Source organism: Sphaerisporangium perillae, from assembly GCF_023276435.1.
Lineage (GTDB): Bacteria > Actinomycetota > Actinomycetes > Streptosporangiales > Streptosporangiaceae > Sphaerisporangium > Sphaerisporangium perillae.
This window is the reverse complement of sequence record NZ_JALLPO010000065.1, coordinates 1-15,394: the sequence shown is the minus strand read 5'-3', so window position 1 is coordinate 15,394 and position 15,394 is coordinate 1. Positions and strand designations below refer to the sequence as shown.

Sequence of the window (15,394 nt, the reverse complement as noted above, 5' to 3'; positions counted from 1 at the left end):
CGGGCGGCTGGCCTTTTCTGGAAGGGATGACTCCAATGGGAGCAGTACGCAACCTCACCCAGGCCGAGGCCCGGGAGCGGGCCCGCCTCGTGGAAGTGACCGCCTACGACGTCACGCTCGACCTGACCCTCGGTACGCGGACCTTTCTGAGCATCACCGAGGTCCGGTTCGGCGCCGCCGTACCGGGCAAGGACACCTTCGTCGAGGTCGCGGCGCTGCGGTTGCACCGCGCGGTGCTCAACGGCCGGGTGCTCGACACCTCGGGGTGGGACCCCGGGCAGGGGCTCGCTCTGACCGATCTCGCGGCGGAGAACCATCTGGTGGTCTCGGCGGAGTTCGAATACTCACACTCGGGGCAAGGCATTCACCGTGTGGTCGATCCCGCTGACGACGAGGTCTACCTCTACAGCCAGTTTCAGCCCGCCTGCGCGCAGCGCGCGTTCGCCTGTTTCGATCAGCCGGATCTGAAGGCGGTTTACACCTGGCACGCCACGGTGCCCGCGCGCTGGACCGTCGTGTCGAATGCCGCCGTGAGGTCGGTCGACGACGGAGCCGTGAAGACCGTCCACTTCGAGCGGTCGGCGCGGATGGCGCCGTACGTCACCGCGCTGTGCGCCGGACCGTACCACCAGGTCCGCATGGAGCACGACGGCATAGATCTCGGGTTGTTCTGCCGCCGGTCGATGGCGGACCATCTGGAGGCCGACGAACTTTTCGAGATTACTCGGCAGGGCCTGGACTTCTTTCACGAGCGGTTCGGTTGTCGCTATCCGCTGCCGAAATACGACCAGTTGTGGGTGCCCGAGTTCAACGCCGGAGCCATGGAGAATTTCGGGTGCGTCACGCATTCCGACGCCATTTTCCTCTTCCGGTCGGCCATCACCGATTTCGAGCGTGAACAGCGTGCCGTCACCATCCTGCACGAGCTGGCGCACATGTGGTTTGGCAACCTGGTCACCATGCGCTGGTGGGACGACCTCTGGCTCAACGAGTCCTTCGCCGAGTGGGCCTCGCACTGGTGTGCCGCGCACGCAACCCGCTTCACCGACGCGTGGACCACGTTCCTCTCCCTGCGCAAGAACTGGGGTTACTCCCAGGACCAGCTCTCCAGCACCCACCCTGTCTACAGCGAGATGCACGACGTGGAGGCGGTCGCCGTCAACTTCGACGGCATCACGTACGCGAAGGGCGCGAGCGTCGTCAAGCAACTGGTGGCCTACGTCGGCCTGGAGTCGTTCGTGGCCGGACTGCGTGCCTACTTCGGTCGGCACGCCTGGCAGACCGCTACGTTCGCGGACCTGCTGAGCGCGCTCCAGGAGACCTCCGGCCGTGACCTGTCCGCCTTCGCCGCCGCCTGGTTGAAGTCCGCCCAGGTCAACACACTGCGACCGGTCGTCTCGACGGGCACGGACGGGCGTTACACTGCCGTAAAGATCCTCCAGGAGGCGCCGGAGAGCCATCCGGCGTTGCGCCCTCACCGCCTCGGCATCGGTTTGTACGACCTCGACGACGGAGTCCTGGTACGCCGCAACCGGCTGGAACTGGACGTGGCGGGACGGGAGACCGCCGTCACCGCACTCACCGGAGTCCGCGCGCCCGACGTGCTCCTGCTCAACGACGACGACCTGACCTACGCCAAGCTCCGGCTCGACGAACGGTCGATGGCGGCCGTGGTGCACCATCTGGGCACCTTCGAATCATCCCTGCCCAGGGCCCTGTGCTGGGCCGCCACCTGGGACATGACCCGTGACGGTGAGATGGCCACTCGTGACTATCTCGCGCTGGTCTCCGGCGCGCTGCCCAGGGAACGGGACGTCACGCTGGTGAGCGTGACGCTTCGGCAGGCAGCCCTGGCACTCGGCCAGTATGCCGACCCCGGCTGGTCGCCCTCCGGTTGGGCACTGCTGGCAGGCACCGCGAGATCGGCGATACGGGCCGCCGAGCCGGGCGGTGGCCTGCAGCTTGCCTGGGCCCGCGCCTTCGTGGGCACGGCGCGCGGCGAGGAGGATCTGTGCACGCTCCGTGACTGGCTGGCGGGGACCGGCGTGCCCGAGGGCCTCGCGCTCACCGGTGAGCTGCGCTGGCAGGTGATCCAGGCGCTGGTCGCCAACGACGCCATCGACCCCGCCGCCATCTCGGTGAAGCACGCCGCCGACCGCACCTCAGCGGGCGACGCGGGCGCGGCCACCGCGACCGCGCTCATACCCTCGCACGCGTCCAAGTCAGCCGTGTGGGAGGAGTTGACCACCGACCCGGACCTGCCCAACTGGCGCGCCAGGGCGCTCACCCTGGGCTTCCAGCACCCGGCCCAGGTGTCTCTGACCGCGCCCTTCATGCCGTTGTTCTTCTCCGACGCGGCGAACGTCTGGAAGATACGCGACAGCGACTCGGCGGCCGACTTCCTGACCATCGGCTATCCGGTCTACCAGGTGTCGGCCGAGACGGTGACCGCGGCCACGGCATGGCTCGCGGAGGAGGGGCATCCCGTGTCCCTGCGCCGGCTGGTCACCGAGGGCAACGACCGCGTCCTGCGGGCCCAGCGGGCCCGCAGGACGGACCGCTCGGCCCGCGAGTCCTGAGCGAGCACCCCGCGGGCACAAGTAAGCGCGGCTCTCCGCCTCGGGGGCCGCGCTTCCTTGTAGCGGATCAGCCAATACGCACCGAGACCACCGTCCATTCTCCCGAGGGGATGACGGTGGCCATCGTCCTTCTGCACAGTTGCTCGGCCAGGCCGAGCGCGGAGCGTTGATCGGTGACCCGAAGGAAAAGGGCGAAGACGACCTGGTGTCTGACCACGTCGAGGTAGGCGTGCTCAAGATGGTCCGCCGCGGTCACGCTGCTTTGCAGCGCAGAGCGCAGGGGGTCGGCGGCGACGAGCCAGCCTGGCGTGCCGACCGTCACGACCGTGAGGTGCATCGCGTGGGTCCTGTTCGAAAAGGTTGTACGGCGGGCGCCGCCTGTCATCCGATCTCTTGGGAGTCGATCTTCCATCGGTTCGCGCCCCACCTCACCACCTGCGGCACGAGCGCCACCACCAGCAGCACCACGCCCACGGAGACCGTCTCCCGAAGCCCGAGACGCGTGCCGAGCACGCCACCAACCGCGGCGCCGACCAGGGTCGCCACCTGCAGGAAGGCGCCAGCGAGTGCCATGACCCGCGCCACCTTGCCCTCGGGGGCCGCGCCCTGGAGGGAGCCGAAGACGGTGGCGATGATGAGGGTGCCGCCAAAGCTGCCGGCCAGTTCGAAGACCACCACCGCCGTGGCGCCCGACCATCCGGCCACGGCGAACGGCAGCAGGACGAGCGAGAGGATCGTGACCAGCACGCCCACCGCCAGGGTGGGTCCCGGGCCGTGCTGGCCGAGGATCTTGCCCACCAGGAGGCCGCCGGCCACCCCGCCGACTGCGCCGAGCCCGAGCAGCAACCCGACCGCCGAGCTGTGCAGGCGTAGCTCGTGGACCATGAACAGGACCAGTACGGTGTCCACGACGCCGTTGACCAGCCCGACCGTGACGGCCGCCTGCACCCCGGAGCGCCCGGCCAGAGCCCGTGCCAGGGCGAGTATGCCGCCCGGGCTCCGCTGCGGGGCCGTGTCCTCTGCCGTAGGGCTTCGCCGCGAGGGCACGCGGGTCAGCAGCAGCGCGGACAGCAGGAACGACACCGCGTCGACGAGCACTACCCAGGGCGCCGCGAGAACCGCGAGCAGTACGCCGCCGAGCGCGGGGCCGCCAATGTCGGCCACGCTGCGAGTGGCGCTGATCCGCCCGTTGGAGTCGACGAGGTCTTCCTTCGGCACGATCTCCACCAGCACCGGGCTGGACAACGACGAGTAGACCCCGACGGCGAGCGACGCACCGCCCACCAGGATCACCAGTGTGGTGAAGTTCAGCGCGTCCAGCACCCAGAGCAGCGGGACAAGTCCGATGATCAGCGCCTGGACGACGTTGCACGCGATCATCAGGGGTACCCTGTCGCGCGCCGAATCCGACCACGCGGCTGCCGGCACGCGGACTAGGAGGGACGGGAGCATGCCCGCGGCGACGAGCCACGCCATCTGGTCGGGGGTGGCCCGCAGGGTCACCGCGGCGATCAGCGGGATGGTGACCAGGCTGACGGCCGAACCGAGCTGGGACACGCCCACCGCTGCCCAGTAGGCACGGAATATCCGGTTAGGCCTGCGTTCACCCCTCCCTGCCGTCTCGGGGGCTTCCACTGTAGTCATTGCACTGCCTTCCGGTTATATCGATGCGCTTTTTCGAGTCGTCGTACAGAATGCTCGCCGAAGGAAATGCGATAACGAAAGTGGCCGTTTCCTGCAGAGGTTCGGACCTGGCCGCAACCGTCCGCTCCGGCGAATTCTGGACTGTTGCTGCATTTGCAATGTCATGCCAGCGTCAAAGTAGTGACCAGCCACCCAGACAAACGTAGAACTGGGAGCGGGCGGACCACGCCGTCCAGTCTTTGAGAAGGAGACAAGCGTGACTTACGTACTGCCGGATGAGGACGTCTTCCAAGGCGTGGAGGCCTTTCTGGACAACTACGCGCGACTCGCCGAGGACGACACGTATGTGATCACCTATACGCCCGACTGCCGGGGGCCCGCGGCCTGGATCGTGCTGGCGCTGCGGCAGCGCGGGTTCAAGGCCGGGATCGTGGCGATGCGCCCGATGACCGACCCCGACTTCGCCGAGAGGCTGGACGGGGTCCTGCCGGACCCGGCCACCCTCCCCGGGCGACTGGTCGTCATCACCCTCGAACGCGCAGGAATGGCCCATTTCGAGGTCTTCGAAGCCGTACTGAACAGGTACGGCCGGCATCGCACCATGATCCTGCGGGTGATCAGCGCCTCCACCGAGTTCTTCACCAAGGCCGTCAACGTGACGCCGGACGACCTGTCGCGGTTCAACGCCTCGCTGCTGCACCGCATCCAGCCCGCCCGCAAGATCCGGGTGCGGACGGACAGCGGCACCGACCTCACCATCGAGATCGACTCCAACAGGTTCAAATGGATCAGCGACCGAGGACTTCCGCACCCCGGCGGCTTCACCATCGTGCCCGCAGGCGAGATCGCGACCCATCCGGCCAGGGTGGACGGAGTCTTGGTCGCCGACGGCGCGTTCAATGTGAACGTGCTCACTTCACTGGACGCCCGGCTGGCCGCCAACCCGGTGCGGGTGGAGATCGAGAACAGCATGGCGGTGGAGCTGACCTGCGCCAACGAACCGTTGCGGGAGATGCTGCAACTCTGCCTGGACTCGCCGCACGGGCGCAGGGTCGGCGAGCTCGGCCTGGGCACCAACCGCGGCATCGACGGGTTCATCCCCGCCAACTCGCACATCAACGAGCGGCGATGCGCCGTGCACCTGGGCTTCGGCCAGCACAACCAGAGCTTCGAGCGGGTGCCCTACGTCGCCGAGATCCACCTCGACCTGATCACCAACGGCGCGTTCGTGTGGGTGGACGACGACCTAGAACCGATCGACCTGACCCGCTTCGTGCCCACCAGCGAGCCACATCCGCTGGACATCTACGAGGAGGACACCACCGGCGACTGCTGCGGCATGGCCTACGGCAACCTCAAGTCGCTTGCCTGCTCGGTGGCGCCCTGAGCCTGAGGGACGGGGATGCCGATCTCGGCGTGGATACGGGCCGCGTCCTCCCAGTGCCCGGCCGCGCGAGCCATTTGATCGAGGTCGCGCAGCACCCTGGCGAGGAGAAAATGAGCCTGCGCCTGGCCCAGGAGGTGCCCGGTCTGGCGATGCCTGTTCAGAGCCTGGTTGCCGTACGCGAGGGCCATCGGCGACAAGCCCTGCCCGTGGGAGGCGGAGGCGAGCAGCGTCAGCGCCTGGCCTTCGAGGATCCCGTATTGCGCCTTACCCGCGAGCTCCATGGCCCGTCTCGCATAGTCTGCCGAGGTCGTGTGGGCACCGCGGTGATAATGAGCGCTCGCCATTCCCACCAGGGCCACTCCGAGCGGATAACGGGCGTCGATCTCCTCGGCGATGCGTGAGGCGGTCTCGTACAGTCCGATCGCGTGTTCGTGGTCGCCGTCGACGTCGTATATCGAGCCCAGCACACTGTGAGCCGCGGCTTGCGTATGGTGGTCGCCGATCTCTCTGCCGATCTCCAGCGCCGTCTGCGCGTAGTCGCGAGCCTCTTCGACGCGGGAGGAGCTCAGGTGCAGCTGGGCGTGCACGATCAGGGTGATCGCCTCTCCGTACAGGCCGCCGAGCTCACGGTGCCGGCTCAGAGCGGTGTCCAGGTGGCTCGTGGCCTGGTCGAACCGGCCCAGCAGATACTGAAGCTCGGCCAGGTTGGTCAGGGCCAGGGCTCCGGACGCGGGCGCCTGTATCTCGCGGAACAGCGCCAGGGCTTGACCGGCATGATCGACTCCTTCGCGGAGCCTGCCGTACTCTCCGAAAGTGTAGGAGAGGTTGAGCAGCGCGATGGCCTGCGCGTTCCGCGATCCCAGGCGTTCGTTAAGCTCCAGCGCGCGCGTCAGGCGGCTCTCGGACTCCTCCGATCGCCCGACGACGTGCAACACCACGCCGAGGAGGTTCAGAGCCGTCGCCTCGCCCCTCTGCCACCCTGAGTCGGCGCTCAGCGTGATGGCGCGGTTGAGCCAAGCGATTCCGCGGCCATAGCGACCCAGGCAGGCGTACGCGTGACCGAGGTTCAGCGACGCCGCGGACTCCGCCCGCCTGTCGCCTTCCGCGCGGGTCGCGGCGATCGCGGCGCGTCCGGACGTGAACCAGTCCACCATGTGCCGGCGTTGTTCGTGGTAGCCGCGCAGCCCGTCGGCCAGCCGCCACGCCATGGACTTCGGCCCGTGCAGCGCGGCGCGGCGGAGTACCTGCATAAGGTTCTGGCGCTCGGTGTCCATCCAGTCGAGCGCGGCGACCGGGTCGTTCCCCCAGGGCATCCGATCGCGTGTCTTCTCCTGGTCGGGAAGCCGCAGAATCTCGGGATACAACAGCTCGACGGCCGCGGTCTCCACCCGCAGATACCACTCGAATAGCCGCCGTACCGCCCCAGCCCGCTCCTGTTCCGCGTCGTTCTCGTCGGCGAGGTTACCGGCATACCGGCGGAGCAGGTCGTGCAGAGTGAAGCGACCACGGTCCGGCTGGCAGATCAGGTGGGCGGCGGCTAGAGCATCCAGAGCCGTACGCGTGTCGCCCTCAGTCATGCCTGCCAGCACCGCGGCGCTGGCCATGCTGAAGTCGTGCAGGGGGACCAGACCGAGCCACCGGAAAAGCCGCCGTGTCGCCTCCGGCAGGGAGAGGTACGACAGGTGGAACGCAGCGCTCACCGCCGATTTTTCGTCGCCCTCGACGGTCAGGGCGGTGATCGGGTCGCCCATGCTGAGATCGTCGGTGTAGTCGGCGAGGAGACGGCGAGGCTGGTCGATCAGGTGGGCCGCTGCGATGCGCAGGGCCAGCGGCAGGTTGCCGCACAGCCTCGCCAGCCGGGTGGCGACCGCAGGCTCGCGACCGACCCGGTCCGCGCCGAGCAGCCGGACGAGGAGGCTCTCGGCCTCAGAGGGAGGCAGTGCGTCCAGCGTGAGGCGCCGGGCGCCGTCCAGCGCGATGAGCCCGCTCAGCCGGTCGCGGCTGGTGACCACCACCGCGCACCCGCGGCTGCCCGGCAGGAGTGGCCTGACCTGCTCGGCGGAGACGGCGTTGTCCAGCACCACCAGCATCCGGCGGTCCGCGGCGAGGGAGCGGTATCGTGCCGCCGCCTCCGTCTCGTCGGCCGGGATCTGCTCGTTCGGCAGCCCCAGCGCGCGCAGGAAGGTCGCCAGCACGTCGAGCGGGCGCACCGGCGCGCCCGCCGCGTACCCGCGCAGGTTGACGTGGAGCTGGCCGTCGGGGAAGCGGTCGGTGACCCGGTGTGCCCAGTGCACCGCCAGAGCGGTCTTGCCCACTCCCGCGGTCCCGGCGATGACGACGGGCCCGGCGGCGGACTCTGCTAGCAACATCTCGTCCAGCGCGCGCAGCGCCTCCGCGCGCCCGGTGAACCCCGGCACGTCCGCGGGCAGCTCGCGCGGCACCGTGCCGGATTCCCCGCTCACGTTGAGGCGTTCGTCCCCCGCCATGATCTGGCCGTGTATCCGCTGCAGCACAGGACCGGGCTCCACACCGAGCTGCTCGCGGAGAAAGGCACAGGTGTCGCGGAAGACCTCCAGCGCCTCGGCGCGCCGGCCCGACCGGTAGAGCGCGACCATGAGATGGGCGCGCAAGGTCTCCCGGTAGGGATGCTCCTGGGTCAGGTCGGTCAGCTCGGCGAGCAGCCCAGTGTGCCGGCCCAGGGCCAGCTCCGCCTGCGCCCGCTGTTCGTGGACCGTGAGTTTGAGCTGGTCAAGCCGTGCCCCTTCCTCGGCGATCTCCTCGCAGTCGGAGAACTCGGCGAACGCAGGCCCGCGCCACAGGTCGAGCGCGGTGCGCAGCCGCTGGCTGGCCTGCAGTACGTCGCCGCGCTCCAGGGCGGCGCACCCCAGGGAGGCGAGCTCCCGGAACCGCGAGGCGTCCAGATCCTCGCCGGTGAGCACCGCGTAGCCGCCCGACCCACCAACGAGCGTGTGCGGCCCCACGGCGCGCCGGAGCCTGTGCACGTAGAGCTGGAGGTTGCGCCGGGCGGATTTCGGTGGCCGGTCGCCCCATAACACGGTCATCAGCCAGTCCACAGAAACGGTGTGGTCCGCTCGGGCCAACAAGGCGACGAGCAGCAGCCGCTGCTTGCGCGCGCCGCCGAGGTAGACGGGCCGGTCGCCGTCGGTGACCTCCATCGACCCCAAGACCTGAAATCGCACCGTTCACCTCTTACCCGGCCGACGTTGGCGGAGACTTTGAACGCCTACGCCCTCGTGAAGTATTGATCATGGGCGGCGACACCCACGACTAGCAAGCCCAGCCCGGCACAGCGCGGCCTCACTGGTCATGAGGCAGGTCCCGCCTGCGGCTCATGACCATGCTCGGCGGATCTGATCCGGTATAGGACTCAGGTCGTATACCGGGCAACCGAGCGCTCGGTAGTTTCATTCCGCTGTGTTGCGTCAGATCCCGCTCGACCCCGAACGCGGTATTGGAGACGACGATGAGCGTGGATGGCGGCGCCTGCTGAGGAAACGATAAGAGAGGTTCACGTCGGAGGCACCGTGGTGGCGGCATGAATCCACGCGACTCATACCGGCAACAATGATTGCCTGGTCACCTGTGCTGTGACCTGGACCGATGTCGTGAAGGCGGCGCTCAGACTTCATGGTCGCGCAGGGACCGGCAGAAACCGGCAGAAACAGCGGCAGAAACAGTGACTCCGGCGATCCCACTTCGCCAGGGCACCGACGAGCTGCCCTGGCGTTGACGGTGCGGGTCACCTTCCCCAGGAGGGGGTGAGCAGGTGGATGTAGATCCACCTAGGTGGTCTCGTAGCTCTTGTGGCCGAGCAAGCGGGAGACCTCGGCCAGGTCGACAATTTCGGGACTTTCGAGACCCCTTACGCGCGCGCCCGCGCGAGGCGAAAGAAGAGGGTAGCTGCGTGGCCAGACGAATTACGCGATTTTCGCGACGCCCTCGCGCGGGCGCGCGGGAGGTTCGCCGGTTCGGTAGCGGAGGCCGACCGGTCAGCAGCACCAGGGCGCCGAACGCCGGCAGTTGCGCGCCAGGCTTCTGACTCAGGGGGCCACATCGTGGTAATGGTTCTTGTTCGCTCGAGTGGCGGCCGTTGGATGGTGGTGTAGCTGGGTCGATACGCGGCGTGCTGTCCGGCTCCTAGCGTCTGCCTCATGATGGAGACCTCGACCGCCGCCGACGTCCGGGACGGGGATCGCGTGGGCGGGTTGTTCCGCCTCGTCGTCATCGCCGGCACTCTCGGACTGTCCACGAGCCTGCGTTCTTATAACGCTTTCTGGACTGCACATCTCGTCGCCCACGAGCACAGCCATTACATTCAAGACCTAGTGCAGATCCTCGACTACCATACGCAGCTCGACGCCAAGGCTAAGTCTAAGCGAGCTTGACGCTCGGCGAGCATGACATGCGACACTGAAGGACCAGTCCTGTATCGCGAGGCGATCATGGCCGTTGATGAGCGCAGCAAGAAGCTGGCAAATCAGATCATCGTTGCAGTCTTCCGCGTCTTGCTCCCGAGTGCGGCGACCAGGATCCAAGGTATCTCCGACATCGCGAACATGATCTTCACCGGCCAGGAAGAGAAGAGGTCGCGGGCATCCCTCGAACGCGCGTTTGCCGTGCCCGACGATCCTTGCCCTTCACTCTGACCAACAGCCTTATCTCGCCGATGCTTTATCTCCGTCGGACCTTAGCGCCGACCACAGACAAGCTTTCCACAGCAGCAGCCGGACCCCGCCAGTTAGCGACAGAAGTTGATTGCACAGTCCTCGGGACGCGCAGGCCCCACCGGTAGGCTGTCGATCGCACCGAGCGATGCTTGAAATCTGTGGATCTGTCGGGAAGGGGTGTACCTTCCCGATGATCACATGAGGTTCTCAAGCATGACCGACGCGCCAACGTCGGTCGGGAAGGCACACCCGTTGCTCACCGTAGTACCTGACCCCGCCGCCGACCGTGCCACAGCCGCCCCGTCTCCGTCCGCCTCGCTGATCGACGAGATCGTCCGCGAAGGTGCCCGCCGGGTGCTCGCCGAGGCGTTGAAAGCCGAGGTCGATGCCTACCTCGCCCAGTTCGCCGGCGAGCGCGACGAACAGGGCCGTCGCCTGGTCGTCCGCAACGGCAGCCACCGGCCGCGGAGGTCCTGACCGCGGCCGGCGTGATCGACATCATCGCCCCGCGCGTCAACGACAAGCGCATTGACCCCGACACCGGCGAGCGGCAGCGGTTCTCCTCGGCGATCCTTCCCCCGTGGGCGCGCAAGACTCCGCAGATCACCCAGGTGCTGCCGCTGCTGTACCTGCACGGCCTGTCCAGCGGTGACTTCGTGCCGGCCCTCGGCCAGTTCCTCGGCTCGACGGCGGGCCTGTCCGCACCGGTGATGACGTTGGACGGCCGAACAGCGGGCCTTCGCCGCCCGCGACCTGTCCGGCGTGGACTACGTCTACCTGTGGGCCGATGGCATCCACGTCAACATTCGCCTGGAGAAACACAAACTGTGCCTGCTGGTGATGATCGGAGTCCGTGCCGACGGCCGTAAGGAGCTCATCGCCCTGTCCGATGGCTATCGCGAGTCCACCGAGTCGTGGGCCGACCTGCTGCGCGACTGCAAACGGCGCGGGATGAGAGCGCCGGTGCTGGCGGTCGCCGCTGCGCCCATTGGTGAAGGTCCAGCCCACCAACGGCATCTCCGACTCCGTTCACCACATCTTCCATGCCGACAGCGCCACCTACATCGGCCCGCCCACCGAGGGCTGGGAGGCCGAGCGCGTCGAATGGGCACCGCTGAGCGACGTCCCCCGGCTGGTCGGCAAGGGCGAACTCGTGAGCGGCACCAGCATGGCCGCGCTGCTATACGCCCTCACCGAGAAATAGGAACCGGCCGAAGTCCGGACAGCCGACACGGCAGGCGATCAGCTGATCAACTGGGGCCAGGCAGCAGGACGGCTCACGCCCAGGAGTTGAGCGCGAGCCGTACAGCGAGATCTGTAAAGCTACTCCTCGGTCGGGACCAGGCCCGTCTGGCAGGCGCCCCACTCGGATGGGTCACCTAGCTTGACGTTGGTGACGCCGATGCCGCAATACCCATTTGGCACCTTAAATAGGTACTGCTGGTGGTAGAGCTTCAGCTCACGCAATAAATCTACGAGCAACGGATCATACATCCGTGTCTTTCGGATGGCGGGGCGATGCGTAGATTAGCCAGACGGTGCGCATCCCGTCATCGATGACGTAGCGGACACGACCTCCACTCGTGACCTCGAACTCCCACTGCTCGAGATCCTTGCCGTTGTGGCGGTGAATCGCGAGGTCACCTCGGAGTCGATGCTGGCGCTCGTGATCTGCCCGCGAACGTGGATCTGTCCGCAAGACTTCGAGGCAGCGCCGTGCGTTGGCCAGGGCGTGCCTGCACAGTTCCTCCCACCCACTTGCCGCGCCACTGGTGGCAAACCGAACGTCCCACTCATCATCGGGAGGGGGAACCGTGACGCGATCTCCGCGCTTGGGGCTCATACGGAGACCTCAACCGGTCCAAAGTCTCCACTCGTAGCCTTGCGTGCCTCTGCGTACTCCGCCGGGTCTGCCTTGATCCGAGCCGTCGCCCGCCAGCCCGCGATCACTTCTTCGGCCCTGTTGTCCAGGTCCAACTCCGCAGCGTCGGACAGCGCCTCAACCAGTTCGAAGGTAAAAGCTCGCAGCTCGTCTGCGGTGAGGTGGCGAACCCATGGGAAAACCTCTGGCATCGCGATGGCCAACGCCCGAGCTGTTGGATCATGTTTGAGGAGCGCAAGGAACAAACGGGACGCTGTCGCGAGCGTCCGGTCCCGCTGCTCCTCACGATCCGCAGCCGTCAGATAGAAGTCCGGGGCATCCCGATGAGTGACACGCACCCGACCGAGACGTGTCGCACGCTCGGCGACCGCTCGCGGGTTCCTCGACAAGTCCGAGAACGTCACTGACTCTGCATGGCTCGCACTCATGTCACTATCATAGTCAGAACGTATTCTGATATACATTCACCAGCGCTCACAGGCCCTGGCGCAAGCCCGCGGCACGCTAATGGTCGTGTCCACTACGGCCTCGGCTCAGCCCATCAGTGCAAATTTGGCTTGCCGCAAGCTCCTGGGGATGCGAAGGATTAGGCCATGGATCGTCAGTTGATCAGCCATCTTGCTCATCGGGACCATCCCATCGCCGCGCCGGTCTCTGGCGCCCACGTGACCCGACTGCTGCGCCGGGCTCGGCTGCCCGAGGGGGCGAGGATCCTAGATCTCGGCTGCGGCGAGGCGGCTTGGACGCTGCGCGCGCTGGCTCTCTACCAGGATGCAACCGCCGACGGTGTGGACATCTCTACAGAAAGCCTCAAGGCGGCCGAGCAAGCAGCCGAGATCCAGGGCGTCTGGGAGCGCATCCGACTTCACGAACGACCGGCCGCTGACTTCCCGGTCGCCGAGCAGTACGACCTGGTGCTCTGCGTCGGGGCCACACACGCATTCGGCGGGCTCAGCCAGACCGTCAGGCACGTCCGCCGCTATCTGCGGCAAAATGGGCTGGCGCTGGTGGGCGAGGACTTCTGGGAGCGCGAGCCGACGGTGGAGGCGCTCACCCGGCTGGGTGCCGAGACGTCGGATTACCTCGACCTGCCCGGCACTGTCACCGCCGCCGAGTCCGCCGGCTTCGACCTGGTCTACGCCTACACCAGCGACCTGGCCGAATGGGACGAATACGAATGGTCCTGGACAGGGACGCTGCTGCGCTGGGCTAACAAGCATCGCGGCCCGGACGCCGACGCGGCTCGCACGGCGGCTCTGCAGCACCGCGACATGTGGCTGCACGGTTACCGGAAAATCCTGGGTTTCGTCACGCTCCTACTCCAACGAACGAGCTGACCCATCGCCTCCGGATCTGTCCGAAGATCAAGCCTCACCGGAGGTGAGGCCGACGGGGCAGGAGACGCCGGTGCCGCCGAGGCCGCAATGGCATGCCGATGCGTTATGGCCCTTGTTAGCGTGCGCGTCTACGGCGCCGAGGAGGCCTGGCAAGATCCCGGCAGCGTGTCACCAAGTCATCAATCTCAGCCAGGTCTGGGTTGGTCCCATCGTCATGGCAGCATGCGGGCTTTGTCCGCTCACCGGAGGGCGGAGCGTCCAAACCACACAGCTCCCACAGTGCTGAGTAGATATCCTGCATACGGTTGCGCTCATTGTGCGATCCCACCAGCAATATCCACGCGCAGTCCGGCTCATCGAAGGCAGTTACTACGCGCATGGCGCCTCTCAGATGCTTAACACATAGTCTGTTAACTGGAATCTCTCCAGTCAGCCGGTACCCGAGGGCGGCGCATCCTCGCATCTCTAGATCACTAATGAATGCAGTGAACGCCTTCAGGTCGGCACCGCGCAGTGTCTCCGCTTGTTTCTCGGCAAGTGCGGAGAGGTAAACCTCAGTCTTCACCAGGCGCAAGTTCCGAGTTCTTGGAATTCCATTCTGCCTGGATATCTCGCCATGGGCGCCCCTCGCCCTGACTCATCTGCCGAAGGCTCTCGGCGAGCTGATCGTCTTCAAGGACCCCTTGATCCTGCAATCGGCGCCACACCGCCTCAGCGAGGTTACGTCTGGTACCCGCCCTACGCAGATCCTGAACCAGCCTTGCAACCATGTACAGGCGCTCAGCCTCAAGCATCACTCGAGGCCTTCCTCTTACAGGGATGAGCAGCCCGGCCTTAGCCCAAGCCCGGACAGTCTTCTCATCGACCCCGAGGACCTTGGATGCGATCGTCGCCCGTACAGGCTCCGCATGAGTCAGCATGCTATGGACGACTTCTCTGACGGTGTCGCGAGTGCCAGGCTCGTGCGTGTTCGCGATTACATCGTCCAGTTGCTCCGCCTGAACGAACAGAGCCCGAGCTGCCTGCTCCTCTACCAGCTTCTTGCGGGAAGCCTGCACCGTACCGGCCGTCTCGGACTCAGCAAGCCCCGACCGATGCTTCTTCTTGATCGCTCCTACTGAAGACTTGCGGTACTTAACGTCAGCCATGATGCCGCCTCCTCTCCCTCCATGGTACTCCCCGTTTTGGGCTGGTAATCGGGAGTCATCCTTGCTTGCAGGAACTCGGACGGGTAACCCAGCTTGACGTTGGTGCCGCCGAGTGTGCATTGGCAGGTGACCCGTAAGTCTTAGCCTCGATCCACGGCGGTGATCGTTTTCCGGTCCGATTCCTCTCCGAGGGCCGTTTCCACAGGTAGAGGGCCAGTTTTAGGGCGTGAGAGAGCTGCCGTGCGCGGGTCACGGCTTGTCCACGTGGCGCTGGGTCGGGGCCAGGGGCGGCGCTGGGGGGCGCGGGGCCGGGTCAGGGCGGTCGATTGGGGTGGTGACCAGGGAGTTCGGGCGGGTCAGGCCGTTTGGGCGCAGGGTGGATCGTGGGTGGCGGTGAAGGCGTTGGTCCAGGCGTGCTGCCAGCGCCAGCGGACAGGCAGGTGCAGGGTGATGTGGCCGCGTCCTTGGCGGGCCAGTCGGGCGGGCACGCTGATCAACTGGCGGCGCAGGGTGGCTCCGCGGGCTCGGGAGTGGAAGTGGCCTTCCCCTCGTAACGTGGAGACCGAACCAAGAGAGGTTTGGTCGTGGCAGGAACCACGAGGCGTCGTTTTGATCCGGAGTTCCGGGCCGGGGCGGTGCGTATCGTCAAGGAGACCGGCAAACCCGTCGCGCACATCGCGCGGGATCTTGGTATCAACGAGTACACATTGCACAACTGGGTGCAGATGG

At 66.6% G+C, this 15,394-nt stretch carries 13 protein-coding genes and 1 pseudogene; 8 read left to right on the top strand and 6 right to left on the bottom strand.

Annotated elements, in window-relative coordinates:
* Window positions 1-35 precede the first annotated feature (35 nt).
* Window positions 36-2,579, top strand: coding sequence for an aminopeptidase N (gene pepN, locus MYF83_RS39165; RefSeq protein WP_248965872.1), 2,544 nt, complete (start codon window positions 36-38; stop codon window positions 2,577-2,579).
* Between the two features lie 67 nt (window positions 2,580-2,646).
* On the opposite strand, the gene MYF83_RS39160 is transcribed toward pepN, so the two are convergent.
* Both MYF83_RS39160 and MYF83_RS39155 read right to left on the bottom strand, forming a co-directional pair.
* On the bottom strand, window positions 2,647-2,916 hold the full coding sequence (locus MYF83_RS39160) for a hypothetical protein (RefSeq protein WP_248965871.1): 270 nt from the start codon (window positions 2,914-2,916) through the stop codon (window positions 2,647-2,649).
* Window positions 2,917-2,960: 44 nt separating this feature from the next.
* The gene (locus MYF83_RS39155; protein WP_279340682.1) at window positions 2,961-4,223 is read right to left on the bottom strand and encodes an MFS transporter; all 1,263 of its coding nucleotides are present in this window, start codon (window positions 4,221-4,223) and stop codon (window positions 2,961-2,963) included.
* A gap of 256 nt (window positions 4,224-4,479) precedes the next feature.
* Here MYF83_RS39155 and MYF83_RS39150 point away from each other — a divergent pair, with 256 nt between their 5' ends.
* Window positions 4,480-5,610: a M29 family metallopeptidase gene (locus MYF83_RS39150; protein WP_248965869.1), complete on the top strand. Its 1,131-nt coding sequence runs from the start codon at window positions 4,480-4,482 to the stop codon at window positions 5,608-5,610.
* Here the strand turns inward: MYF83_RS39150 and MYF83_RS39145 are convergent.
* Complete coding sequence (locus MYF83_RS39145) at window positions 5,568-8,810, bottom strand: AfsR/SARP family transcriptional regulator (protein ID WP_248965868.1); 3,243 nt, start codon at window positions 8,808-8,810, stop codon at window positions 5,568-5,570. The two genes, MYF83_RS39150 and MYF83_RS39145, sit on opposite strands and share 43 nt — an antisense overlap.
* A gap of 972 nt (window positions 8,811-9,782) precedes the next feature.
* Here MYF83_RS39145 and MYF83_RS39140 point away from each other — a divergent pair.
* The 4 genes and pseudogenes from MYF83_RS39140 to MYF83_RS39125 all read left to right on the top strand — a co-directional run bounded on the left by MYF83_RS39140 (window position 9,783) and on the right by MYF83_RS39125 (window position 11,502).
* Window positions 9,783-10,016 (top strand): hypothetical protein, encoded by a 234-nt coding sequence (locus tag MYF83_RS39140; protein WP_248965867.1) that lies wholly within the window; start codon window positions 9,783-9,785, stop codon window positions 10,014-10,016.
* 57 nt (window positions 10,017-10,073) lie between these two features.
* A complete protein-coding gene (locus MYF83_RS39135; protein WP_248965866.1) occupies window positions 10,074-10,277 on the top strand; it encodes a hypothetical protein in 204 nt (67 codons plus the stop codon).
* A 273-nt stretch (window positions 10,278-10,550) separates the two neighbouring features.
* A pseudogene (locus MYF83_RS39130) lies at window positions 10,551-11,291 on the top strand (transposase); the annotation flags it as partial.
* Window positions 11,290-11,502 carry an NUDIX hydrolase gene (locus MYF83_RS39125; RefSeq protein ID WP_372500377.1) on the top strand — a complete coding sequence of 71 codons (213 nt, stop codon included), beginning with the start codon at window positions 11,290-11,292 and terminating at the stop codon, window positions 11,500-11,502. The pseudogene MYF83_RS39130 and the gene MYF83_RS39125, both read left to right, overlap by 2 nt.
* A gap of 635 nt (window positions 11,503-12,137) precedes the next feature.
* Here MYF83_RS39125 and MYF83_RS39120 read toward each other — a convergent pair.
* Entirely contained in the window at window positions 12,138-12,584 is a 447-nt protein-coding gene (locus MYF83_RS39120) for a hypothetical protein (RefSeq protein WP_248965865.1), read from the bottom strand.
* Window positions 12,585-12,773: 189 nt separating this feature from the next.
* On the opposite strand from MYF83_RS39120, the gene MYF83_RS39115 reads away from it, so the two are divergent.
* On the top strand, window positions 12,774-13,517 hold the full coding sequence (locus tag MYF83_RS39115; RefSeq protein WP_248965864.1) for an SAM-dependent methyltransferase: 744 nt from the start codon (window positions 12,774-12,776) through the stop codon (window positions 13,515-13,517).
* Between the two features lie 554 nt (window positions 13,518-14,071).
* On the opposite strand, the gene MYF83_RS39110 is transcribed toward MYF83_RS39115, so the two are convergent.
* Both MYF83_RS39110 and MYF83_RS39105 read right to left on the bottom strand, forming a co-directional pair.
* Window positions 14,072-14,665 carry a MerR family transcriptional regulator gene (locus MYF83_RS39110; protein WP_248965863.1) on the bottom strand — a complete coding sequence of 198 codons (594 nt, stop codon included), beginning with the start codon at window positions 14,663-14,665 and terminating at the stop codon, window positions 14,072-14,074.
* A 356-nt stretch (window positions 14,666-15,021) separates the two neighbouring features.
* Window positions 15,022-15,153: a hypothetical protein gene (locus MYF83_RS39105; RefSeq protein WP_372500375.1), complete on the bottom strand. Its 132-nt coding sequence runs from the start codon at window positions 15,151-15,153 to the stop codon at window positions 15,022-15,024.
* Between the two features lie 96 nt (window positions 15,154-15,249).
* On the opposite strand from MYF83_RS39105, the gene MYF83_RS44655 reads away from it, so the two are divergent.
* A partial coding sequence (locus MYF83_RS44655; protein WP_372500376.1) for a transposase occupies window positions 15,250-15,394 on the top strand: 145 nt, incomplete at its 3' end.